This window comes from Streptomyces sp. NRRL S-340 (genome assembly GCF_000720185.1).
Taxonomy (GTDB): Bacteria; Actinomycetota; Actinomycetes; order Streptomycetales; family Streptomycetaceae; genus Streptomyces.
In genome coordinates this window covers 186,999-209,053 of the sequence record NZ_JOIY01000027.1, presented here as the reverse complement: position 1 = coordinate 209,053, position 22,055 = coordinate 186,999, and the positions used below count along the sequence as shown (strand labels likewise).

Below are 22,055 nucleotides of genomic sequence, written 5' to 3'. Positions count from 1 at the left end.
ATGATCACAAGACAACGGCTGGCGGCAGGAGTCTGTGCTCTGCTCGCCGCCCTGACGGCCGGGATGGCCTTTCCCGCCGGTGCGGTCGCCGACGAGCCGGACGGCACGGCCGCGCCGAAGGTCGAACTCGTCCTGGACGTCAGCGGTTCCATGCGCACACGGGACATAGACGGCGGGTCGCGGATGGCCGCGGCCAAGCAGGCGTTCAACGAGGTGCTCGACGCCACCCCCGAGGAGGTCCAGCTCGGCATCCGGACCCTGGGCGCCAACTACCGTGGCGAGGACCGCAAGACGGGCTGCAAGGACACCGCGCAGCTCTACCCGGTCGGCCCGCTGAACCGCACCGAGGCCAAGACGGCGGTGGCCACCCTCGCGCCGACCGGCTGGACCCCGATCGGCCCCGCGCTGCAGAAGGCGGCGGCCGACCTCAAGGGCGGCGACGGCACCCGCCGCATCGTCCTGATCAGCGACGGCGAGGACACCTGCCGGCCGCTGGACCCGTGCGAGGTGGCCCGCGAGATCGCGGCCCAGGGCATCGGCCTGACCATCGACACGCTCGGCCTGGTCCCGGACGCCAAGACCCGCGACCAGCTCAGCTGCATCGCGGACGCCACCGGCGGCACGTACACCTCCGTCCGGCACAAGGAGGAACTCTCCGACCGGGTGGGCCAGTTGGTCGACCGGGCGGCCGATCCCGTGGTGACCCCGGTCGCCACCGAGGGCGCGGCCGACTGCGCCAAGGCGCCGGCGCTCAAGTCCGGCCTGTACACCGACCGCGAGGAGTTCGGGCAGCAGCGCTGGTACCGGGTGGACGTGAACCCGGGCCAGGAGCTACGCGCCGCGGTCAGCGTCGCCGACGACCGCACCGTGCGTCCCGACTACGGGGTGCTGCTGCGGGCGGTGACCGTGCACGGCCGGGAGATCGTGCGCGGTGAGGCGGCCGGCACCGGCCGCACCGACGTCGTCTCCACCGGCCTGCGCTACCCGAAGGCGAAGAGCGACGACGACAACGCCCCGGCGGAGACGGTGTGCCTGCAGGTCACCAACTCCTTCGCCGCGGCGGACGGCGTCAAGACCACGCCGGGCCTGCCGCTGGAGCTGACCGTCGACGTCGTGGACGCCCCGGACAAGGCGCGTGACGTGGCGGCGTTCGGACTGGGCCGCGGCTGGTGGCTGCTCGGCGTCCTCGTGCTGGTCGGCTTCCTCGCCGGACTGGTCTGGGGCTGGCTGTCGCGCTGGCGCGTGGCGATCTGGAGGACCAACTGATGCGTCTCACACGTGCGTTCGGTGCCGCGCTGCTGGCACTGGGACTGGCGGCGGCGCCCGCGGCGGCCGACTCCTCCCCGTCCGCGAGCCCGTCCGGCGACAGCAAGGCCCCCACCCAGGCGGGCACCTCCTTCCGTACGGCGACCGAGATCGAGCAGGGGCAGCAGGCCACCGCGACCGGTTCCACGGGCGACTACCTGTACTGGTCGTTCCCGGCGGACGCCGGGCAGCGGCCCACCGTCCACGCCACGGTGAAGCTGCCGGACAAGCACACCACGCAGACCTGGCAGCTCGACGTCTACGACGGTCTGCGGCGCCGTCAGTCGTGCCAGTACGGCGCCCAGACGCGGACCGCCGGGGCCGGCACGCCCTCCGTCGAACTGGCCTGCGTCCTGCGCACGGTCCGCGCCTGGGCGGAGCCGTGGGCCAACGACCCGCTGCCCGGCACGTACTACGTCCGGCTCACGGTGGTCGGCCTGCAGTCCTCGGACCTGGGCCTGCCGGTGAGCGCGGAGGTGAAGGCCGACTCCAAGCACATCGGCGGCGCGGCGGCGGTGGACGGCTCGCTGGCGAAGCCGCTGGTGCCGGGCATCGCGGTCAAGTCCCAACAGGAGAAGGGCGCTTCGGACAGCGGGGACGGTTCGGCGACGAAGAAGCCGGCCGTGCTGTCCAGCATCGAGCCCGACGACGGGTGGTCCTCGGGCTGGTGGTCCGACCGGTGGGTGTGGACCGGGATCGGCGCGGTCCTGGCGGCGCTCGCGGGCATCGGCGGGTACGCGCTGACCCGGGGCTCCGGGCGGCCGTCGCGGGTGCCGCCGGGCGCCTGACCCCTTTGGCTGACGGGTGATCAGCTCGCGGTGCGGCGAAGGCCCGCCTCCTCGGGGGCGGGCCTTCGCCGCACCTGCCGCGGGTGCCGCAGACGCCACAGGTGCCCCCGCGCCCCGCCGGTACCGGCTGCCACCCCACAGTCGCGCCCGCGGCCGGTACCGGCCGCCACCCCGCTGCCGCGGACGTCACCGGCACGTCTTCCGGCGCCACAGACATCGCCGGTGCCGCCGCCCCGCCTCACGCCTGCCGCAGGGCCTTGGCCAGCGGACTGTCGCCGGTCACCGTCACCCGGCCGTCGCGCACCGCTTCCATGAGGCCCGCCTCCCCGCGCGCCACGGCCGTGCAGGCCGGGGAGTCGAGGGTCAGCCGGGCGTCGGGTTCGCGGGGAGCGGGCCCGTCGCCGTACGGGACCTGCTCCGTGCCGCCGGCGTACAGGTGGAACACGCCCTCCTCCAGCACCACCTCGACCAGCCCCTCGCCGTCCAGCGCCCGCAGCAGGGGCAGCGCGAACCAGTGCGCCCGGACGGCGTCCGTGGGACGCGGCTCGCCCAGCTCGGCCTCCCCCCACTCCCCCAGCGCCTGGAGCACGGGCAGCAAGTCCCGGCCGCGCGGGGTGAGTTCGTAGACGAAGGCGGCGCCGGGCGGCGGCAGCCTGCGCCGGCTCGCCAGCCCGTCCCGCTCCATGTCCTTGAGCCGCGAGGCGAGGACGTCGGTGCTCACCCCCGGCAGATCGGCGTGCAGATCCGTGTAGCGGCGGGGACCGGCCAGCAGTTCCCGCACGATCAGCAGGGTCCAGCGGTCGCCGACGGCGTCGAGCGCACGGGCGGCGGAACAGTACTGGTCGTAGCTTCGGCGAGGTGACATGCGACGCAGTCTAGACATGTTGTTGGACTTTCCAAGCTCGTACTTGGTAAAACCAAGCGTCACCAAGAACCGGAGGGACGCATGGAGTTCCGGCAGTCGAGCAAGCTCAACGAGGTCTGTTACGAGATCCGCGGTCCGGTGATCGAGCACGCCAACGCGCTGGAGGAAGCGGGCCACAGCGTCCTGCGCCTGAACACGGGCAACCCGGCGCTCTTCGGTTTCGAGGCGCCGGAGGAGATCGTCCAGGACATGATCCGGATGCTCCCGCGGGCGCACGGCTACACGGACTCGCGCGGTGTCCTCTCCGCCCGCCGGGCGGTCGCCCAGCGCTACCAGGAGCGGGGCCTGGAGGTCGGCGTCGACGACGTCTTCCTCGGCAACGGCGTCTCGGAACTGGTGTCCATGGCCGTCCAGGCCCTGCTGGAGGACGGCGACGAGGTCCTGATCCCCGCGCCCGACTACCCGCTGTGGACCGCCGTGACGACGCTGGCCGGCGGCAAGGCGGTCCACTACCTGTGCGACGAGAAGGCCGACTGGTACCCGGACCTGGACGACATGGCGTCGAAGATCACCGACCGCACCAAGGCGGTGGTGATCATCAACCCGAACAACCCGACGGGCGCCGTCTACCCGAAGGAGATCCTGGAGGGCATCCTCGACCTCGCCCGCCGGCACGGCCTGATGGTCTTCGCCGACGAGATCTACGACCAGATCCTCTACGACGACGCCGTGCACCACTCGACGGCCGCGCTCGCGCCCGACCTGGTGGTCCTGACCTTCTGCGGCCTGTCGAAGACGTACCGCGTGGCGGGCTTCCGCTCCGGCTGGCTGGTCGTGACCGGCCCCCGCCAGCACGCGAAGGACTACCTGGAGGGCCTGACCATGCTGGCCTCCATGCGCCTGTGCCCCAACGCCCCGGCGCAGTACGCCATCCAGGCCGCGCTGGGCGGCCGCCAGTCCATCCGCGACCTGACCGTGCCCGGCGGCAGGCTGCACGAGCAGCGCGACGTGGCCTGGCGCAGGCTGAACGAGATCCCGGGCGTCTCCTGCGTGAAGCCCAAGGGCGCCCTGTACGCCTTCGCCCGCCTCGACCCCGCCGTCCACAGGATCCACGACGACGAGAAGTTCGTCCTGGACCTCCTCCTGCGCGAAAAGATCCAGATCGTCCAGGGCACAGGCTTCAACTGGCCCGCCCCCGACCACTTCCGCATCCTCACCCTCCCGCACGCGGACGTCCTGGACACGGCGATCAGCAGGATCGGGCGGTTCCTGGGCGGGTACCACCAGTAACCGGCCGGCACTCACCCGAGCAGGGTCTCGCACCAGACGGTCTTCGTGTACGGGTCCGCGCACACCGTCCCCCAGTGGCTCGCCAGAGCCTCGACGAGGAGGAGGCCGCGGCCGGACTCCGCTTCGGGGGACGGCGGCGGGAGCGTGCCGGGGCCGGGCGGGCGCCGCTCCGGGCGCGGATCGGTCACCTCGATGCGCAGCGCGGGCACGGGTGCGGCGGGGTGGAGCGTGAGACGCAGGCGGAAGTCGCGGCCCCTCACCCCGCCGTGCCGCACCGCGTTCGCGGCGAGTTCGGCGACGAGCAGAGCCGCGGTCCGGTTCGCCCCGGTGTCGTACGGCCAGCCCCAGTCGTCGAGTTGCTGCGCCGTCAGACGGCGGGCGAGGCGGGCGCCCCTGGGAGTGGCCGAGAGGCGGACGGCGAAGTGGGCGGGGGCAGCGGTCGAGCGGGTGGTATCGGCGTTCATGTCACCCAGCGTGGCCGCTCGTCACTACGCTGTGCAGTCATGGAGGTCGTACTCAGCGTCGCTGTCCGGCCGTTGACCGGGCCTGTCCGGGCGGCGACGCGTGACGCGGAGGCCCCTGGCGGCGTTGGGACCGGGCAGCACACCAAGGAGGCGGAGCGTGGGCGCGACGGGGCAGGGACCGCAGAACGGTGACGGGCCGGAGACGGGCTGGGAGGACGAGGAGTCGGCGGCCGTCCTGCGCACCGTCGGCAAGGTGGTCAAGAAGTTCCGCGAACGGAAGGGCCTCACCCAGGCGGAGTTGGGCGCGGCCATCGGCTACAGCGAGGAGCAGGCCTCCGCCGTGGAACGGGGGCGGCGGACGCCGAAGCCGCAGTTCCTGGAAGCGGCGGACCGGGTGCTGGACGCCGGGGGCGTGATCGCGGCGCTCAGCAAGGACGTGGAGGAGGCCCGCTACCCGAAGAAGGTCCGCGACCTGGCCAAGCTGGAGGCCGAGGCCGTCGAGATCTGCGCGTACGACAACTCTGTGGTCAACGGGCTGTTGCAGACGGAGGAGTACCTGCGGGCCGTCTTCGGTTCGCGGCGTCCGGCCTTCCCGGAGGAGGACGTGGAACGGCTCGTCGCAGCGCGCCTGGCACGCCAGAGGGTGCTGGACGGGAAGCAGACGATCCCGGCTTTCAGCTTCGTGCATGATGAGGCTGCCCTGCGCCGCCCGGTCGGAGGCAGAATGGTCCTGCGCCGACAGCTCGAACGCCTGTTGGAGGCCGGGCAGATGCGCAACGTGGAGATTCAAGTGCTGCCCCTGGGCTGCGAGGACAACGCCGGCCTCGACGGACCGTTCCACCTGCTGAGGCTGAAGGAGGGCGCCACCGTGGGGCACAGCGACATCCAACTCGTCAGTCGGTTGATCTCGGACCGCAGGGAGATCCAGATCCTCGAACTGCGCTATGGGATCATCCGGGCTCAGGCCCTCACACCACGAGAGTCACTGGCGTACATCGAGAAACTGCTGGGAGAGACATGAGCTTGAAGCCCCTGGCCGGTGACGGCACCGAGTTGCGGTGGTTCAAGAGCAGCCACAGCAATCCCGACGGTGCGGCCTGCGTCGAGGTCGCCCACGCCCCCCGGACCATCCGCGTACGCGACTCCAAGACCGAGCAGGGCCCCCAGCTCGCCTTCGGGCCGCACGAGTGGTCCGCCTTCGTCTCGTACGCGGCCGGTCGCTGACGCAGGGCCGGGCGCGAGAGCGGAGCCACCTTGGGAAGAACAACGCGCACGGGAGCCCTCCTCGGGCTCCTGCTCGCGCTCGTCACGCTGTGCGCGGCACCCTCGGCGCAGGCGGACGGCGTACCCACCGCGAAATCGGCGGGCCGCGCGTTCGCCCTCCAGTCGAAGGCCGCGGGCGACAAGGCCGGAGCACCCGTGTGCGTCTCGGTCGAGACGGAGGCTCCCGATGACCGGTACGCGCAGCTCCGTGCCGGGACGGACTGCACCGACGTGAGCGGACTGGGGGCGTCGGAGACCTTCACGCTGCACACCGACGACAAGGGTGCCCACGTCGCCCTGCGGTCCGAGGCCGACGGGCGGTACGTGTCCGCCGAGTTCCACTACACCGGTTCGCGCTTCGGCACGCTCCGCGCCCGTCAGGACGGATCCATCGGCGGCTGGGAACGATTCCGTCCGGTGGACCTGGGCGACGGCTGGTACGCGCTGAAGGCCACCCTCACCGAGAGCGGCGTCTCCACGGACTACTACGTCTCCGCCGAGGTCGGCAGCACCGGGGAGGACGAGGGCCTGCTGCGGGCCCGCACCCCGGCGGCGGGCACGCCCGGCTCCTGGGAGCGGTTCAGGCTCGTCGAGCTTCCGGCCGCCCCGCGGCAGCCGCCCGCGGCCTCGTCCACCCCGGCGAGGAGCATCCACGCCCTCACGTGGAACACGTGCAGCAACAACGCCGGCGACTGCCCCACGATGTACGGCTCCCCGGTGGACGACTTCACGTCGGCGGTGGCGCGGCGGGCGGTCGCCGCGCAGGCCGATGTCGTCTTCCTCGAGGAGTTCTGCGAAAAGCTCGCCAAACCCCTGGAGCGGAAGCTCGAAGCGGCCCTGGACGGGGGTGCCGACACGTGGGACGTGCGGTTCGCTCCGATCCAGTACCAGGTCGCGGGTACCGGCCAGTGGGCGCGGAAGGAGTGCGGCGGCAACCGTGGCTCCTACGGGGTCGCCGTCGCCGTTCCCGCGGAGAACACCTGGTACCGGGCCGTGGAGCTGGACTCCCCCACGGGCAGGGAACGGCGTACGGCCCTGTGCGCCGCTGTTCCGTCCTGGGCGGTCATGGCCTGTGCGGCCCACTTCAGCACCGGCGGCGCGGGGTACGACGACCCGGGCCGGACCGTGCAGCGACAGCAGGCCCGGGACCTGGCGGCGCAGCTCGCCGGGTACAGCGGTTACCGGCCGGTCTTCGGCGGCGACCTGAACGCCACCCCCACCGCGGTCCCCGAGGACGGCGGCTCCCCCGTCGTGCAGCCCCTCTACGACGCGTACGGGGAGTGCGACCGGCCGGCCGACCGGCCCACCAAGGGCCCGGCCAAGCTGGACTACCTCTTCGCACCGACGGCCGCGACCTGGTCCGGCTGCACCGTCGGGTCGGACCCGGCCGGTCTCTCGGACCACCAGCCCCTGTGGGGCACGGTGAACCTTCCGGCTCGCTGACGCGGAAGACCCGGCCGCGGCCCCCGGCCGGCGATCCCCGTACACGATCGGCGACCGGGCGCTGTGCGCGTGGCGCAGGACGTACGGGGAACGGTGGCGGGCGGATTCGAGGGCGGGCGGGAGGAGTTCGCCGCGTTTCCCGGTGGGGAACGGGACTCACCCGTCCGCGGTGTTCCCCTTCCTGTTCCTGGACCCCGGCGCCTTCGGGCACAGCGGCGCCACCGGCTCACTGTGCTTCGCCGGCCCGGCGACCGGGATCGGCCGCGCCCGCACCCGGCGGCGCCTCGCCTTCCCCGCGCCCGGGCAGGGCGCCTCGCCCGGGAACGGCCGTCTGGCCCAGTCCGTCCTGCGGGCCGCCGTCCGCCTGTGACACGGTGCTGAGGAGGCACGCGGCGCGGGAAGGGACGGCGGGCGTGGGTGATCTCTTTCTCGTCCGGCACGGGGAGACCGAGTGGTCGCGGTCCGGGCGGCACACCGGCCGCACGGACGTGCCCCTCACCGAGCGGGGGCGCCAGGAGGCGCGGCGGCTGGTGCCGCTGATCCGCTCGCACCGGATCGGCGCCGCGTTCGTCAGCCCGCTCCAGCGGGCCCGGGAGACGGCCGAACTGATCGGGATCACGGACGCCCGTGTCGACCCGGACCTGCGGGAGTGGGACTACGGCGGCTACGAGGGCGTCACGACCCCCGAGATCCAGCGCACCCGGCCCGGCTGGTTCCTGTTCACCGACGGGGTGGCGCCGGGGCCGCCGGAGCGGCCCGGGGAGAGCGTGGAGCAGGTCGGGGAGCGCGCCGACCGGATGCTGGCCAAGGTGGACGCCGCGTTCGCCAACACCGAGGGGGTCGTGCTGCTGGTGGCCCACGGGCACTTCCTGCGGGTGCTCACCGCCCGGCGCCTCGGTCTGCCCCCGTCCTCGGGCGCGCTGTTCCAGCTGGCCACGGGCACGGTGTGCCGGCTGGGCACGGAACACGACCGGCCGGTGGTCGCGGGCTGGAACATCCGCCCGCCCGCGCCGTCCTGAGCACGGCCGGGGGCGTTGTCAGACCCGGGTCGTAGTCTTCGAGTGGGCCTGGAGCGCGGTCCTCACGGTCCGCTCGGCCAGGCAGTCCGCAACGACTCGGGGAGGGAGGGCGCCGTGGCACGACCGCCGACCGCCGCGCAGCGCCGCGTCATCGACGACGCCGATCCGGTGACCGGGCGGCTGCGGGGCACGGACGCGCAGCTCGCGGCGCTGGTGAAGCGTGGGCTGGCCTTCCGGCATCCGCGTCCGCCGCACGACCACTTCCTGACCCCGGCCGGGCACCGGACACGGCAGGCGCGGCCCGCGCCCGGGGACTTTGCCGGGGCGGTCGCGCAGCCCTCCCCCGCCGGTGTGTTCTCCGCCAGGACCGGCGGCGAGGACGAGGCGGCGGCGGACGACCCGGCGGTGCGGGACCGTGAGGTGCACAGCGCCTGGCAGGGGCTGCTGGAGCTGCGCCGGATGACCAATGCGGACGGTGCGGCCGAGCGGCCGTGCGGCTGGGAGCGCGCGCACCTGGTGCGGGCCGCCGCGCTGGCTCTGGAGGCGGCCGGGCACCGCCCGGCGGGGCCCGCGGCCGACGGCTACCGGGTGCGGGAGACGCCGCAGCCGGAGGCGGTCGCCGTGTACGCGCCGGACGCGGAGTTCCTGCGCGGCTGCGCGCTCACGCTGGAGCGTGCGGGGTGGCAGGCCGGGGAGTGCACCGAACCGCGGACCCGGGTGCGGTACCTGCTGGCGTCCCCGCGCCGTGCGTGAGGGGCGTGAGCGACATGGCGGGGCTGAGGCGTCGCGCGGGGGCGCGCCCGGCGCACGCGCGGTGCACGCCGCGGGGGCGAGCGCGGCGGGCGCCTGGAGGGGCAGGGCACGGGCAGGCCCGCCGGTGCCGTACCCCTCCGGGGCGTCGCCGTCAGTGTGCGGCGGCCGGGTGGGCCGCCTCCGCGAGGTCCGTGCCCGCCTCCATCGGGTGGGTGACGTCCTCCGCGTCGCGGCCCCTGCCGATGTGGTTGAAGAGCAGGTTCAGCAGGACGGCCACCACGCAGCCGGTGGAGATGCCCGAGTCCAGGACGATGCGGGCCGTCTCGGGGAAGGCGTGGTAGAACTCCGGGGCGGTGATCGGGATGATGCCGGCGGCCAGCGACACGGCGACGATCAGGACGTTGTTGTCCTTGTCGAGACCGGCCCGGACCAGGGTCTGGATGCCGCTCGCGGCGACCGAGCCGAACAGCACCACGCCCGCGCCGCCGAGCACCGGGCGCGGCACGACGGCGATGAGGGAGGCGGCCGTCGGGCACAGGCCCATCAGGACCAGGAAGCCGCCGCCGGCCGCGACCACGTAGCGGCTGCGGATACGGGTCATGGCGACCAGGCCGATGTTCTGTGCGAAGGCGCTGCACATGAAGCCGTTGAACAGGGGGCTGAGGGCGGAGCCGAGGGTGTCGGCGCGCAGGCCGGCGGCGATGGTCTTCTCGTCGGCCGGGCGTTCGACGATCTCGCCGAGGGCGAGCATGTCCGCGGTGGACTCGGTCATGCAGACCACCATCACCACGCACATGGACAGGATCGCGGCGAGCTGGAACTGCGGGCCGCCGAAGTGGAACGGGGTGGGGAAGCCGACGACCTGGGCGTCGGCGACCGGGCTGAAGTCCGTGGCGCCGAACGGTATCGCCACGACGGTGCCCGCCACCAGGCCGATCAGCACGGCGATCTGTTTGACGAAGCCGCGGGTGAAGCGGCGCAGCAGCAGGACCAGGGCCAGGGTGATGCCGGCCAGGGTCAGGTTGGTCGCGGACCCGTAGTCGTGGGCGGCCGGATTCGGGCCCTGGGCCCAGCCGAAGGCGACGGGGAGCAGGGAGACGCCGATGAGGGTGATCACGCTGCCGGTGACGACCGGCGGGAAGAAGCGGATGGCCTTGCAGAACAGGGGGGCGAAGAGGAAGCCGAGGAGTCCGGCGACGATCACGGCGCCGAAGATGACCGGCAGCGCGTCGGACTTGTCCTTGGTGGAGGCGACGATCGCGGTCATCGGGGCGACACCGGCGAAGGTCACGCCGTTGACGAAGGGCAGCCGGGCGCCGATCTTCCAGATGCCGAGGGTCTGCAGGAAGGTGGCGAGGCCCGCGGTGAACAGGCAGGCGCCGGTGAGGAAGGTGAGGTCGGAGGCGGACAGGCCGATGGCCGCGCCGACGATCAGGGGTGGGGCGACGACACCCGCGTACATGGCGGCCACGTGCTGCAGGCCGCTGGTCGCCATCTTCAGGGCGGGAAGTTTCTCGTCGACTGGGTGGACCAGTTTCTCGTCGACGGGCTGTGCGGTCACGGCGGCTCCTCCGGTCGGTTTTCACGTCGGCTCTGACGTGGGTGTCAAGGAGGTGGTGCGTGGTGCGGTGGTCGTGCGGGACCGTGGCGGGCCCCCGGAGGGGCCCTGGGCGGGCCTTTGACGCGGGCAGCCCTGGCCGGGCCCTCGGCGGGGCCCGGGAAGTGAACGGATACCGTTCCGGGGCGTGCGCGTCCACGCACGCCCCGGAGCCGGCCACCGCGGACCCCGCTCGGGTCCACGGCTACCGGCCGGGAGCCGTCCCTCCCGGCCGGAGTTCTACCTGCGGGCCGCCGCCGCGCCCCGCCGCGGTCGGCGCGGTGCGGCGAGCGCGGCGGCGCTCGGCCGCGACCCGGTCAGCCCTGGGCGGCGATGCGCGCCAGGCGCCGGGCCTCCTCGCGGGTGGCGTGGGCGATGGCGTCCTCGTCGGCGTGCAGCAGACGGCCGTCCTCGACGATCTGCCGGCCGTTGACGAAGGACGCCGTGACCGGTGCCGCCGCGCCGAAGACCAGCGCGGTCACCGGGTCGGCGATGGAGGCGTGGGCGAGGGTGTCCAGCTTCCACAGCACGAGGTCGGCGAGCTTGCCGGCCTCCAGCGAGCCGGTCTGCCCGGCCCGGCCCAGCACCTGGGCGCCGCCGTACGTGCCCAGGCGCAGCACCTGGCGGGCGTTGAGGGCCGCCTCGCGGTGCGCGCCGAGGCGGTTGATCAGCAGGGCGTTGCGCAGTTCGGTGTGGAGTTCGCCGGACTCGTTGGAGGCGGTGCCGTCGACGCCGAGGCCGACCGGGACGCCCGCCTTGAGCATGTCGGGGACCCGGGCGATGCCGGCGGCGAGGCGGGCGTTGGAGGACGGGCAGTGCGCGACGCCGGTCCTGGTCCGGCCGAAGGCCTCGATGTCGGAGTCGTTCATGTGGACGCAGTGCGCCATCCACACGTCCTCGCCGAGCCAGCCCGTCGACTCGAAGTAGTCGGTGGGGCCCATGCCGAACAGCTCGTGGCAGAACTTCTCCTCCTCCACGGTCTCCGAACCGTGGGTGTGCATCCGCACGCCGAGCCGGCGGGCCAGTTCGGCACCCTGGCGCAGCAGTTCGGTGGAGACGGAGAAGGGCGAGCAGGGGGCGACGGCCACCTGCGTCATGGCGTCGAAGGAGGCGTCGTGGTGCTTCTTGACGGTCTCCTCGGTGGCGGCGAGTGCGCCCTCCAGGGTCTCGACGGCGAAGTCCGGCGGCAGTCCGCCGTCCTTCTCGCTGCGGTCCATCGAGCCGCGGGCCAGCGTGAAGCGGACGCCCATCTCGGAGGCGGCCCGGATGATCGCGCCGGACAGGTCGCCGGAGCCCCGCGGATGGACGTAGTGGTGGTCCATGGCGGTGGTGACACCGCCGCGGGCCATCATCGCGAGCGACCCCTGGGCCGCCGCGTACACCATCTCCTCGTCGATGCGCGCCCAGGTGGGGTAGAGCGCGACGAGCCAGTTGAACAGGTTGTGGTCGGTGGCCAGGCCCCGGGTGATCCACTGGTAGAAGTGGTGGTGGGTGTTGACCAGACCGGGCGTGACCAGGTGGCCGCGGGCGTCGATGCGGCGCGCCACGTTCTCCAGGCCCGCGGGGGCCCGGCCGGCGCCGATGGACTCGATCCTGTTCCCGGCGATGACGAGGTGACCGGACGCGTACTCGGTGTCGTCCGCGTCGACGGTCGCGATCGCACAGTTCTCGATGACGATGCGCTGGGCTGCCGATGGTGCCATTGCGCTTCCTTGTCTTTCAGTGGCGGCCCGTGGACGGGGAGCCCACGGGGAGGGCACGGCAGGACCCTAGGAGGATTTGAGTGCCGGAGCCGTGCGGCCCCGGGTGCCGAGATGGTGGAAGAACAGGTTGAGCAGGACCGCGACGATCGCTCCGGCGCTGATGCCGGAGCCGAGGACGGTCTGGGCCCAGGCCGGGAACTCCTCGTAGAAGGTGGGGGCGGCGAGCGGGATGATGCCCGCGCCGAGGGCGACGGCCACCAGGATGATGTTGGAGCTGTCGTCGAGTCCGGCCTCGGAGAGCGTGCGGATGCCGCTGACCGCGATCGAGCCGAACAGGACGATGCCCGCGCCGCCGAGGACCGGCATGGGGACCAGGGAGACGACCGCGCCGAGCACCGGGAAGGCGCCGAGGACGAGCAGGGCGCCGCCGGCCACCGCGACGACGTAGCGGCTGCGGACCCGGGTCAGCGAGACGACGCCGACGTTCTGTGCGAAGGCGGAGGTGGGGAAGCCGCCGAAGACGGGGCCGAGCAGGGTGGCGATGCCGTCGGTGCGCAGGCCGCGGGTGATGGTGCGGGCGTCGGCGCGGCGGTCGCAGATCTCGCCGAGGGCGAGCATGCCGGCGCTGGACTCGGTCATCAGCACCAGCATCACGATGCACAGCGACAGGATGGCCGCGGGCTGGAAGACGGGGGCGCCGAAGGCGAACGGGGTGGGCAGTGCCGCGACGGGCGCCGAGGTGATGCCGCTGAAGTCGGCCATGCCGAACGGGATGGCGACCAGGGTGCCGACCAACAGGCCGAAGAGCAAGGCGACTTGTTTGACGAAGCCCTTGCCGAAGCGCTGGATCAGCAGGATGACAACGAGGGTGAACGCGGCGAGACCGAGGTTCTTCATGGCGCCGAAGTCGGCGGCGCTCTTGTCGCCGCCCTGGGCCCAGCCGACCGGCACGGGCATCAGCGTGACGCCGATGAGTGTGATCACCACGCCGGTGACCAGCGGCGGGAAGAACCTGAGCAGCCGCCCGAAGAACGGCCCGACGGCCAGGCAGAAGACTCCGGCGACCATCACCGCGCCGTAGATGGCGGGGAGTTGGTGCCCCTCGGAGTTGGTCTCGGCGATCGCGAGGATGGGCGCGATGCCTGCGGAGGAGGCGGCGTTCACGAACGGCAGGCGGTTGCCGACGAGACCCTTGACGCCGATGGTCTGCAGGATGGTCGCCACGCCGGCGATGAGCAGCGAGGCGGCGATCAGCCGGGTGCGGGCCGCGATGTCGAGGCCGCAGGCCTGGCCGATGATGAGCGGAGGAGTGACAACGCCCGCGTACATGGCGGCGATGTGCTGGAGAGCGGCGGGGACGAGCCGCGAGGGGTGGAGCTTCTCGTCCACCGGGTGCACGGACGTGATGGCGTCCTCGGTGTGCACCGGCGGGGTGGAACAGGAGCCCTTCGCCGGCTCCGTTGCAGGCTGTGCCATGGTGTTCCCTCCGGTGTGGCGCACCACCGGCCCGGGTGGCAGGGCCGGTGGTGCGCGTCCCGCGTCAGAGGTTGGTCATGTCGACCGGGATGAGTTGCTCGGCGCCGTCGCGCAGGATGGTGGCCTCGATCAGGCCGTAGGGCCGGTCGGCGGCGTAGTAGACGGCGCCGTCCTTGGCCTCGTTGTCGATCCCGAAGGGCGACAGGTCCGAGCGGAAGTGGTGCTTGTTGGGCATCGAGAAGCGGATCTCGTCGACCTCGTCGCGGGAGTTCAGCACCCGCACACCCATCTCGAAGAGGGTCTGCTGGAGCGAGTACGAGTAGGTCTCGGCGAACGCCTGGAGCGCGTGCTTGCGCACTCCGCTGTACGAACGGTCCCAGTCCGGGGCGTGCGAGTCGATGCCGTCCCAGTTGTGCCGCCACCAGGTGGAGACGGTGGTGGCGAGGATGCGGTCGTGGTCCTCCTGGAGGGTGGTGTACTTGTCCTTGAGGAACCCGAAGAACTCGGAGTTGGTGGAGTTCAGGACGGTCAGGTCCTTGAATCCGGAGAGCACCTGGATGCCGTGGCCGTCGTAGGTGATCTGCGCGACGCGGGTCTCCTGGCCCTTGCGGACGAAGGAGTGGGCGATCTCGTCCGAGCCGACGAAGCGGGCGCCGCCCTTCGAGGTCTCGATCCGCTCCCAGGAGTACTCCTCGATGCGGATGCGGGCCCGGTGGATGGGCTCGTTGTTGTCCACGAAGTGACGGGCGAGCTTGACGCCGAGGTCCTCGGCGCTGTGGATGCCGTGCTCCTTGGCGAAGGCGAACACCGTGTTCTTGGTGGTGTCGGTGGGCAGGACGTTCGCGTTCGAGCCGCTGCGGTGGACCTCCTCCATGTCGCCGGAGAGGGCGACGGAGACGTTCAGGTCCTTGATGTGGTGCGTGTCGCCGTCACGCGTGATCTTGACGACTCGGTTCTCGGCCTTGCCGTACTGGTTCTGTCCCAGGACGAAACGGGTCATGGTGTCGGTCAGCTCCCTCGGTAAACGGAGTAGCCGAACGGGTTGAGCAGCAGCGGAACGTGGTAGTGCTCGCCGGGCACCACCGCGAAGGCGATGGTGACCTCGGGGAAGAACACGGGCCGGCCGTTCTCGCTGTCCCGGAGCGCGGGGGCGTCCTGCTGGGCCGCGGCTTGTTTCTTGGCGAAGTACGTCTCGGTCTCGAACACGAGCCGTACGTGGGTGGTCCCCTCCGGCAGTGCCGGGAGGTCCTTGCACCGCCCGTCCGCGTCGGTCGCGGAGCCGCCGAGCTTCTGCCAGTCCGCTTCCCCGCCCGAGCGGGCGGAGAGCTGGACGGCGACGCCCTCGGCGGGGCGGCCGGCACTGGTGTCCAGGATGTGCGTGGACACTGAGGCGGTGGTCTCGGTGCTCATGGTTTCCTCTTCGGGCGTCTTCGAGCAGGTGCTCAGGCGTCTTCGAGCAGGCGCGCGAGCCGGATGCGGTTGATCTTCCCCAGCTCGGTGCGGACGATCTCCCGTTCCTGCTCCGGCGTGTTGCCGATCCGCTCCTTGACCGCGTCCCGCATCTGCTCGCCGGTCCGGCCGGTGGCGCAGATGAGGAACACATGGCCGAACTTCTCCTGGTAGGCCAGGTTCAGTTCGAGCATGTCCGCCTTGAGGTCCTCGGAGGCGCCGGCCATGCCGCTCTGTTCGCGGGCGGAGGTCGGGTCACCGGGCCTGGGCCGGCCGATCGGCGGGTGGCCGGCCATGGCCTGTGCGAGGTCCTCCGCCGTCAGTTCGGCCATGGCGGCGTCACTGGCGGTGTAGAGGTCCTCGGCACCGGCGTAGGGACGGGCGGCGAGCAGCCGCTCGGCCCAGGCGGTGGAGGCGCATGTCTCCAGGAGCGCGGAGCGGGCCGCGGCAGCCGGGAGGGTGTTGAAGCGGGCGAGGCCCGACGGCGTGGAAGTCGTGGTCACGGGAGCCTCCGTGGCCGTTGAACGGCCTGTGTGCTGAACGGGCTGCGGATAGCTAACGCCCTCCGAAACATCACGTCAACAGTTTGTTGAAAATTCTGGGGAAACCCTGGAACACCCCGTCCGCACCGCTCCCGCTGCGGGTGTTTCAGCCTTCCTTCTCCCGGTTGAGGTAGTTGTAGACGGTGAAGCGGCTGACACCCAGCGCGCTCGCCACGGTCTCCACACCGTGCCGCACGGAGAAGGCGCCGCGCGCCTCCAGGATCCGTACGACCTCCTGCTTGGCCCTGCGGTCCAGGTCCGCGAGCGGCATGCCCTTGCGGCGCTCCATGGCGGCCAGGATGTGGTCGAGGGAGTCGGCGAGCTGGGGCAGGCGCACCCCGACGGCGTCCACCCCGTCCCAGGCGAGCACGACGTCGTCGGGTCCGGCCTCGTCCGGCGGGAGCAGTTCGCCGCCGATCGCGTCGACCAGCGGTTTCACTGCCGCGATGAACGGCTCCTGACCGGTCACCTATCACCCTCCCCGATCACGTTGACCTGGAGCGAGATCCGGGTGGCGCCGGCCTGGAGGCTCCTGCGCAGCAGGGTGTCCACGGCGGTCAGGACCGCGTCGGCGGCACCTTCGGCGGTGTTGCCGAACGGGCCGACGTCCACCGCGTCCAGTTCGGCGGCCTCGACGACCTCGCGGGCGACCAGCGCGTGCGCGGGTGCCTCGTCGAGGTCGAAGGGTTCGGTCGTGAACTCCACTCTCAATCGCACGCGCTCAACCTAACGCGCAAGGCCGGTTTTCGGGCAGGTCCCGGCGGCCCGTACGCCGTCGGCGGTCGGTCCCCCCTTGACAAGCCGCGACACCCGACGGCACTCTTCCATTACGCAGAAACAAACTTCCGTCATACGGAATAGCGACACGGAAGGGAGCGCGACCCTGATGGGATTCGCAGACCAGCGCTTCAACGTCAACCTGTCGATCCTCTTCACGGAACTCCCGCTCCTGGAGCGTCCCGCGGCCGCCGCCGCGGCCGGCTTCACCGCGGTCGAGCTGTGGTGGCCCTGGATCGACACCCCCACCCCCGAGCAGTCCGAACTCGACGCGCTGAAGAAGGCGATCGAGGACGCGGGCGTCCGGCTCACCGGGCTGAACTTCTACGCCGGCAAACTGCCGGGCCCCGACCGCGGCGCCCTGTCGGTCCCCGGTGAGGAGTCCGAGCGCTTCCGCGCCAACATCGACGTGGCCGTCGCCTTCGCCGACTCGCTCGGCTGCAAGGCGCTCAACGCCCTGTACGGCAACCGCGTCGAGGGCGTGGAGGCGGCCGAGCAGGACGCCCTCGCCCTGGAGAACCTGGTCCTCGCGGCCCGCGCGGCCGACCGGATCGGCGCCGTCGTCCTGATCGAGGCGCTGAACAAGCCCGAGTCGCCGCTGTGCCCGCTGGTGAGCGCGCCCGCCGCGATCGAGGTCGTGGACAAGGTGAACGCGGCCACCGGCCTCGGCAACGCCAAGTTCCTGATGGACCTGTACCACCTGTCCATGAACGGCGAGGACCTGCCGCAGGTGATCGAGCAGTACGCCGCGAAGACCGGCCACGTGCAGATCGCCGACAACCCCGGCCGCGGCGCCCCCGGCACCGGCTCCCTCCCGCTGGAGGAACTGCTCGACCAGCTGAAGAAGGCCGGTTACGACGGCTGGGTGGGCCTGGAGTACAAGCCGGGCGAGCGGACCGGCGCCGAGGCCTTCGACTGGCTGCCGGCCGAGGCCCGCGCGGCCCGTTGACCCTCACCCGTACCGAAGAGTTTTTCAGAGAGGCATCCCTGTCATGAGCAACCTCCCCAAGATCGCGTGGGTCGGCCTCGGCATCATGGGTTCCCCCATGTCCGAGAACCTGATCAAGGCGGGCTACCAGGTCACCGGCTTCACCCTGGAGCAGGAGAAGCTGGAGCGCCTCGCCGCGGCCGGCGGCACCGCGGCCGGCTCGATCGCCGAGGCCGTCGAGGACGCCGACGTCGTCATCACGATGGTGCCCGCCTCCCCCCAGGTCGAGGCCATCGCCTACGGCCCGGACGGCATCCTGGAGAACGCGAAGCCGGGCGCGCTGCTGATCGACATGTCCTCGATCACCCCGCAGACCTCGGTCGACCTGGCGAAGGCCGCGAAGGACAAGGGCATCCGCGTCCTGGACGCCCCGGTCTCCGGCGGCGAGGCCGGCGCCGTCGAGGCCGTACTGTCGATCATGGTCGGCGGCGAGCAGGCCGACTTCGACCAGGCCAAGCCGATCTTCGACGCGCTCGGCAAGACCATCGTGCTGTGCGGTCCGCACGGCTCGGGCCAGACCGTGAAGGCCGCCAACCAGCTCATCGTCGCCGTGAACATCCAGGCGTGCGCCGAGGCGGTCGTCTTCCTGGAGAAGTCCGGTGTGAACCTCCAGGCCGCCCTGGACGTCCTCAACGGCGGCCTGGCCGGCTCCACCGTGCTGACCCGCAAGAAGGACAACTTCCTGAACCGGGACTTCAAGCCGGGCTTCCGCATCGACCTGCACCACAAGGACATGGGCATCGTCACCGACGCCGCCCGCAACGTCGGCGCGGCCCTGCCGGTCGGCGCCGTGGTGGCCCAGCTGGTCGCCTCGCTGCGCGCCCAGGGTGACGGCGGCCTGGACCACTCGGCCCTGCTGCGGGCCGTGGAGCGCCTGTCCGGCGCCCAGGTCTGACCGCCTGACCGGCCGGTCCCACAGCTCCGGGGGACGCCGCCGCCGACACCTGTCCTGTCGCGCCCAGGCGGCGGCGTCCACCCGGTCCGCGTCCCGGCAGCAGCCCCGATCAGGAATTCAACAAACTGTTGACGTCCCGATCGCCCAAACCTAGGCTCCACAAAGCGGAAACAAGTTTCCGCTGCCCCCCGCACGGAAGGTCCACGATGTCGCAGCGCGTGCTCACGACAGAGTCCGGCGCCCCGGTCGCCGACAACCAGAACTCCGCCTCCGCCGGCGTCGGCGGCCCGCTCCTCCTCCAGGACCAGCACCTCCTGGAGAAGCTGGCGCGCTTCAACCGCGAGCGCATCCCGGAGCGCGTGGTGCACGCCCGCGGTTCGGGCGCCTACGGCCACTTCGAGGTGACCGACGACGTCACCGGCTTCACCCACGCCGACTTCCTGAACACGGTCGGCAAGCGCACCGAGGTGTTCGTGCGCTTCTCCACCGTGGCCGGCAACCTCGGCGCCGCGGACGCGGTGCGCGACCCGCGCGGTTTCGCGGTGAAGTTCTACACCGAGGAGGGCAACTACGACCTCGTCGGCAACAACACCCCGGTGTTCTTCATCAAGGACCCGATCAAGTTCCCCGACTTCATCCACTCGCAGAAGCGCGACCCGTTCACCGGCAGGACCGAGCAGGACAACGTCTGGGACTTCTGGGCCAACTCCCCCGAGGCCACGCACCAGGTGACCTGGGTGATGGGTGACCGCGGCATCCCGGCGTCCTACCGCCACATGGACGGCTTCGGCTCGCACACCTACCAGTGGACGAACGCCAAGGGCGAGGGCTTCTTCGTCAAGTACCACTTCAAGACGGACCAGGGCATCCGCTGCCTGACCAACGAAGAGGCCGCCGAGCTGGCGGGCAGCGACGCGGACTCGCACCAGACCGACCTGCTCCAGGCGATCGAGCGCGGGGTGCACCCCTCCTGGACGCTGTACGTGCAGATCATGCCGGCGGCCGAGGCGGACAACTACCGCTTCAACCCGTTCGACGTGACCAAGGTGTGGCCGCACCGGGACTACCCGCTCCAGCGCGTGGGCCGCATGGTGCTGGACCGCAACCCGGACAACGTGTTCGCCGAGGTCGAGCAGGCCGCGTTCTCCCCGAACAACTTCGTGCCGGGCATCGGTCCGTCGCCGGACAAGATGCTCCAGGGCCGCATGTTCGCCTACGCGGACGCCCACCGCTACCGCCTGGGCGTCAACCACACCCAGCTCGCGGTGAACGCCCCGAAGGCGGTGCCGGGCGGCGCGAACAACTACGGCCGTGACGGCTTCATGGCGTCCAACGCCCAGGGCCGTGACGCCAAGAACTACGAGCCGAACTCCTACGACGGCCCGGTCGAGACCGGCCGCCCGCTGTCGGCCCCGCTGCCGGTCTCCGGCCACACCGGCACCCACGAGGCGCCGCTGCACACCAAGGACGACGACTTCTTCCAGGCGGGCGAGCTGTACCGCGTCATGTCGGAGGAGGAGAAGGAGCGTCTGGTCGCGACCATCGCCGGCGGCCTCTCGCAGGTCTCCCGCAACGACGTGGTCGAGAAGAACCTGGCCCACTTCCACGCCGCCGACCCGGACTACGGCAAGCGGGTGGAAGCGGCGGTCCGCGCCCTGCGCGAGGACTGACACGAGCCGCGTCCGGTTCCTGACGGGGAGGTCGGGACCCGGACGCGTACGCCCCGCGCGGGCGTCGGACGACCCGGATGAGGGGTGGTCGGCCGACGGCCGTGCGGTCAGGGCGAGGACCGCGGTGGGGGTCCCCCGTGTCCGGGCGAAGCCCGGAACCCGGGGGAGTGCGAGCCAGTGCGGTGGTGAAGGTCCCGGGACCCGTCTTCTCGACCAGAGGGAAGACCTTCCGGACCGTCGCACCCACCGCGGTCCCAGCCAAGAACACGCCTCGCCGACGGCGAGGCCCCCGAACTCCGTCCGGCGGCGCGAATGTCCTGTCGCGCCCAGTCTCGCGCCGTCGGACGGGATCCACCACCAACACCCTCACCGGCCGGCCGGCGCCGGATGCGGACGGTCCCGCATCCGGCGCCGGCCGGCTCCACGCGTTGCGGGAGGGGCACGGAACGGGCCGCCCCCGCGGGCCCCGCGCGTCCGGTGCCGTCCGCCTCCGCGGCCCTCCGCCCGCCCGGCGACCGCCGCCTGCGCCGGGTTCCGGACGTCCGGCGCGCGCAGGCAGCGTGGTCCCGGGGTGCGGTGCGGGCCCGCCCGCAGGAGTCTGGGGGCATGGAGCACAGCACCCGGCACCCGCACATCGTCGTGCACTCCCCCGCGCTGGACGGTTCCCGGCGGGTCACCGAGGACGACGTGACCCTCGGGCTCGCCTCCCACCTGGACGACGTCGTCGAGATCCTCCGGCTGGCCGACCTGGACCGCATCGAGGTCGAGGAGAGCGACCTGATCGAGTGGCAGGGCGGCGGCCCGGACGACTGGCCCGGCATGTCGGAACACGGGGAGACCTGAGCACCCGCGGCCCCGGGGCGCCCGCGTGAGGCTCCCGCCCGCGTGATCGGCCCGCGCCCGCGTACGGCACGAGGCGCAGGGCCGCTACGGCATGCTCAGATCGAGCTCTGAACCCGGCCCCCGCCGGCATGGGGCACCCCCGCGAGCGGGCACAGTGCCTGACACGGGGCCCGCCGGCACGGGGGCGGCGGCCCCGCGCGGGACAGGGGGCATCGATGGACAGCACGGGAGCGCACCGGCCGGAGCCGCACGAGGTCGCCTGTCTTCGGGGCGGGCCCCGGGCCGCCGTCACGGTCGCCGTCCTCGCCCTGCGCCTGCGCGGCGCGGTCGGACCGGCCTGGGGCGGCGCGCTGCTGCGCGCGACGGGACCGGTCGGCGGTACGGGAGCGGACCGCGGCGCCGATGCCGTCCCTCCCCTGTCGGCGGCCGTGCACGAGGCGCTCCGCACTCCGGCGGATCTGCGGGACCTGATGGTGCGCGAGGGCGTCGCCCTCGCTCTGATCGACCTGCGGTACGAGCTCACGCTGGCCGGGCTGACCCGGATCCGCCTGCCCGGCCGGACCCGGGCCGGGCGGCGCGCCCTGAGATCCCTGCGGCAGCGGCACCCGCTGCCGGAAGGCCCCGGAGGGCTCACGCCCGGGGACCGGCTGCTCGCGGTGGCCCTGTACGGCGACCGGGCGCTGACCCGGCTCATGCCCCGCTTCGCGCACGAGGGCGGTCTCACCGGCCGTCGCGGCCGGCCCGCCCGGCGGGAGCGCGGATCCTCCTGGGACGGCGGCGCGGGCGGCTTCGGCTGCGGCACCGGGTGAGGACGCGCGGGCGCGCGGGCACGGCGAAGGCGGGCACGGCGAAGGCGGCCACGGCGAAGGCGGCCACGGCGAAGGCGGGCACGGCGAAGGCGGGCACGGCGAAGGGGCGGCCCTCC

General features: G+C 72.3%; 24 protein-coding genes. 14 read left to right on the top strand and 10 right to left on the bottom strand.

The annotated features are described in order from the left end of the window. Together IG64_RS22015 and IG64_RS22010 are read left to right on the top strand one after the other, a co-directional pair. Complete coding sequence (locus IG64_RS22015) at positions 1-1,266, top strand: VWA domain-containing protein (protein ID WP_037858796.1); 1,266 nt, start codon at positions 1-3, stop codon at positions 1,264-1,266. Further along, positions 1,266-2,093 carry a hypothetical protein gene (locus tag IG64_RS22010; protein ID WP_037858795.1) on the top strand — a complete coding sequence of 276 codons (828 nt, stop codon included), beginning with the start codon at positions 1,266-1,268 and terminating at the stop codon, positions 2,091-2,093. Before IG64_RS22015 ends, IG64_RS22010 begins: the two co-directional genes overlap by 1 nt. Positions 2,094-2,331: 238 nt before the next feature. On the opposite strand, the gene IG64_RS22005 is transcribed toward IG64_RS22010, so the two are convergent. Then, on the bottom strand, positions 2,332-2,958 hold the full coding sequence (locus IG64_RS22005; protein ID WP_037858794.1) for a winged helix-turn-helix transcriptional regulator: 627 nt from the start codon (positions 2,956-2,958) through the stop codon (positions 2,332-2,334). A gap of 81 nt (positions 2,959-3,039) precedes the next feature. On the opposite strand from IG64_RS22005, the gene IG64_RS22000 reads away from it, so the two are divergent. Then, a complete protein-coding gene (locus IG64_RS22000) occupies positions 3,040-4,248 on the top strand; it encodes a pyridoxal phosphate-dependent aminotransferase (RefSeq protein ID WP_037858792.1) in 1,209 nt (402 codons plus the stop codon). Positions 4,249-4,259: 11 nt separating this feature from the next. On the opposite strand, the gene IG64_RS21995 is transcribed toward IG64_RS22000, so the two are convergent. Next, positions 4,260-4,712, bottom strand: coding sequence for an ATP-binding protein (locus IG64_RS21995; RefSeq protein ID WP_037858790.1), 453 nt, complete (start codon positions 4,710-4,712; stop codon positions 4,260-4,262). A gap of 157 nt (positions 4,713-4,869) precedes the next feature. Between IG64_RS21995 and IG64_RS21990 the strand changes: the two genes are divergently transcribed. From IG64_RS21990 to IG64_RS21965, 6 genes are all read left to right on the top strand, one after another. Further along, entirely contained in the window at positions 4,870-5,733 is an 864-nt protein-coding gene (locus IG64_RS21990) for a helix-turn-helix domain-containing protein (RefSeq protein ID WP_037858787.1), read from the top strand. Continuing rightward, on the top strand, positions 5,730-5,936 hold the full coding sequence (locus tag IG64_RS21985) for a DUF397 domain-containing protein (protein ID WP_037858785.1): 207 nt from the start codon (positions 5,730-5,732) through the stop codon (positions 5,934-5,936). The genes IG64_RS21990 and IG64_RS21985 overlap by 4 nt, the downstream gene beginning before the upstream one ends. Positions 5,937-5,966: 30 nt before the next feature. Continuing rightward, positions 5,967-7,418 (top strand): endonuclease/exonuclease/phosphatase family protein, encoded by a 1,452-nt coding sequence (locus tag IG64_RS37675; protein WP_051813172.1) that lies wholly within the window; start codon positions 5,967-5,969, stop codon positions 7,416-7,418. Positions 7,419-7,560: 142 nt separating this feature from the next. Beyond that, the gene (locus IG64_RS21975) at positions 7,561-7,788 is read left to right on the top strand and encodes a hypothetical protein (RefSeq protein WP_158771615.1); all 228 of its coding nucleotides are present in this window, start codon (positions 7,561-7,563) and stop codon (positions 7,786-7,788) included. A gap of 43 nt (positions 7,789-7,831) precedes the next feature. Then, positions 7,832-8,437 carry a histidine phosphatase family protein gene (locus IG64_RS21970; RefSeq protein ID WP_037858781.1) on the top strand — a complete coding sequence of 202 codons (606 nt, stop codon included), beginning with the start codon at positions 7,832-7,834 and terminating at the stop codon, positions 8,435-8,437. A 114-nt stretch (positions 8,438-8,551) separates the two neighbouring features. Next, a complete protein-coding gene (locus IG64_RS21965; RefSeq protein ID WP_037858779.1) occupies positions 8,552-9,190 on the top strand; it encodes a hypothetical protein in 639 nt (212 codons plus the stop codon). Positions 9,191-9,341: 151 nt separating this feature from the next. On the opposite strand, the gene IG64_RS21960 is transcribed toward IG64_RS21965, so the two are convergent. From IG64_RS21960 to IG64_RS21925, 8 genes are all read right to left on the bottom strand, one after another. Continuing rightward, positions 9,342-10,751, bottom strand: coding sequence for a nucleobase:cation symporter-2 family protein (locus tag IG64_RS21960; RefSeq protein ID WP_267883412.1), 1,410 nt, complete (start codon positions 10,749-10,751; stop codon positions 9,342-9,344). A 353-nt stretch (positions 10,752-11,104) separates the two neighbouring features. Further along, complete coding sequence (locus IG64_RS21955) at positions 11,105-12,490, bottom strand: 8-oxoguanine deaminase (protein WP_037858778.1); 1,386 nt, start codon at positions 12,488-12,490, stop codon at positions 11,105-11,107. A 66-nt stretch (positions 12,491-12,556) separates the two neighbouring features. Continuing rightward, entirely contained in the window at positions 12,557-13,966 is a 1,410-nt protein-coding gene (locus IG64_RS21950) for a nucleobase:cation symporter-2 family protein (protein WP_037858776.1), read from the bottom strand. 64 nt (positions 13,967-14,030) lie between these two features. Continuing rightward, the gene (pucL, locus tag IG64_RS21945) at positions 14,031-14,966 is read right to left on the bottom strand and encodes a factor-independent urate hydroxylase (RefSeq protein WP_037858775.1); all 936 of its coding nucleotides are present in this window, start codon (positions 14,964-14,966) and stop codon (positions 14,031-14,033) included. An 8-nt stretch (positions 14,967-14,974) separates the two neighbouring features. Then, complete coding sequence (uraH, locus tag IG64_RS21940) at positions 14,975-15,376, bottom strand: hydroxyisourate hydrolase (protein ID WP_037858774.1); 402 nt, start codon at positions 15,374-15,376, stop codon at positions 14,975-14,977. 32 nt (positions 15,377-15,408) lie between these two features. After that, on the bottom strand, positions 15,409-15,918 hold the full coding sequence (gene uraD, locus IG64_RS21935) for a 2-oxo-4-hydroxy-4-carboxy-5-ureidoimidazoline decarboxylase (protein WP_037858773.1): 510 nt from the start codon (positions 15,916-15,918) through the stop codon (positions 15,409-15,411). Positions 15,919-16,063: 145 nt separating this feature from the next. After that, positions 16,064-16,426, bottom strand: coding sequence for a helix-turn-helix domain-containing protein (locus tag IG64_RS21930; protein WP_037858772.1), 363 nt, complete (start codon positions 16,424-16,426; stop codon positions 16,064-16,066). Next, the gene (locus IG64_RS21925) at positions 16,423-16,674 is read right to left on the bottom strand and encodes a hypothetical protein (protein ID WP_037858769.1); all 252 of its coding nucleotides are present in this window, start codon (positions 16,672-16,674) and stop codon (positions 16,423-16,425) included. Before IG64_RS21925 ends, IG64_RS21930 begins: the two co-directional genes overlap by 4 nt. A 169-nt stretch (positions 16,675-16,843) precedes the next feature. On the opposite strand from IG64_RS21925, the gene IG64_RS21920 reads away from it, so the two are divergent. The 5 genes from IG64_RS21920 (at position 16,844) to IG64_RS21900 (ending at position 21,939) form a co-directional block, all read left to right on the top strand. Continuing rightward, positions 16,844-17,683: a TIM barrel protein gene (locus IG64_RS21920; protein WP_037858768.1), complete on the top strand. Its 840-nt coding sequence runs from the start codon at positions 16,844-16,846 to the stop codon at positions 17,681-17,683. Positions 17,684-17,726: 43 nt separating this feature from the next. Then, on the top strand, positions 17,727-18,617 hold the full coding sequence (locus tag IG64_RS21915) for a 2-hydroxy-3-oxopropionate reductase (protein ID WP_037858766.1): 891 nt from the start codon (positions 17,727-17,729) through the stop codon (positions 18,615-18,617). A gap of 206 nt (positions 18,618-18,823) precedes the next feature. Then, positions 18,824-20,287 (top strand): catalase, encoded by a 1,464-nt coding sequence (locus IG64_RS21910; protein WP_037858765.1) that lies wholly within the window; start codon positions 18,824-18,826, stop codon positions 20,285-20,287. 606 nt (positions 20,288-20,893) lie between these two features. Continuing rightward, positions 20,894-21,130 (top strand): hypothetical protein, encoded by a 237-nt coding sequence (locus IG64_RS21905; protein ID WP_037858762.1) that lies wholly within the window; start codon positions 20,894-20,896, stop codon positions 21,128-21,130. A gap of 215 nt (positions 21,131-21,345) precedes the next feature. Continuing rightward, entirely contained in the window at positions 21,346-21,939 is a 594-nt protein-coding gene (locus IG64_RS21900) for a hypothetical protein (protein WP_037858760.1), read from the top strand. The last annotated feature ends 116 nt before the right edge of the window (positions 21,940-22,055 follow it).

Coding starts and splice junctions, on each gene's coding strand:
- IG64_RS21950 (WP_037858776.1), bottom strand. CDS start 13,966: ATGGCACAGCCTGCAACGGAGCCGGCGAAGGGCTCCTGTTCCACCCCG.
- IG64_RS21905 (WP_037858762.1), top strand. CDS start 20,894: ATGGAGCACAGCACCCGGCACCCGCACATCGTCGTGCACTCCCCCGCG.
- uraH (WP_037858774.1), bottom strand. CDS start 15,376: ATGAGCACCGAGACCACCGCCTCAGTGTCCACGCACATCCTGGACACC.
- IG64_RS21955 (WP_037858778.1), bottom strand. CDS start 12,490: ATGGCACCATCGGCAGCCCAGCGCATCGTCATCGAGAACTGTGCGATC.
- IG64_RS21920 (WP_037858768.1), top strand. CDS start 16,844: ATGGGATTCGCAGACCAGCGCTTCAACGTCAACCTGTCGATCCTCTTC.
- IG64_RS21995 (WP_037858790.1), bottom strand. CDS start 4,712: ATGAACGCCGATACCACCCGCTCGACCGCTGCCCCCGCCCACTTCGCC.
- IG64_RS22015 (WP_037858796.1), top strand. CDS start 1: ATGATCACAAGACAACGGCTGGCGGCAGGAGTCTGTGCTCTGCTCGCC.
- IG64_RS21985 (WP_037858785.1), top strand. CDS start 5,730: ATGAGCTTGAAGCCCCTGGCCGGTGACGGCACCGAGTTGCGGTGGTTC.
- IG64_RS21910 (WP_037858765.1), top strand. CDS start 18,824: ATGTCGCAGCGCGTGCTCACGACAGAGTCCGGCGCCCCGGTCGCCGAC.
- IG64_RS22000 (WP_037858792.1), top strand. CDS start 3,040: ATGGAGTTCCGGCAGTCGAGCAAGCTCAACGAGGTCTGTTACGAGATC.
- IG64_RS21915 (WP_037858766.1), top strand. CDS start 17,727: ATGAGCAACCTCCCCAAGATCGCGTGGGTCGGCCTCGGCATCATGGGT.
- pucL (WP_037858775.1), bottom strand. CDS start 14,966: ATGACCCGTTTCGTCCTGGGACAGAACCAGTACGGCAAGGCCGAGAAC.
- IG64_RS22010 (WP_037858795.1), top strand. CDS start 1,266: ATGCGTCTCACACGTGCGTTCGGTGCCGCGCTGCTGGCACTGGGACTG.
- IG64_RS22005 (WP_037858794.1), bottom strand. CDS start 2,958: ATGTCACCTCGCCGAAGCTACGACCAGTACTGTTCCGCCGCCCGTGCG.
- IG64_RS21900 (WP_037858760.1), top strand. CDS start 21,346: ATGGACAGCACGGGAGCGCACCGGCCGGAGCCGCACGAGGTCGCCTGT.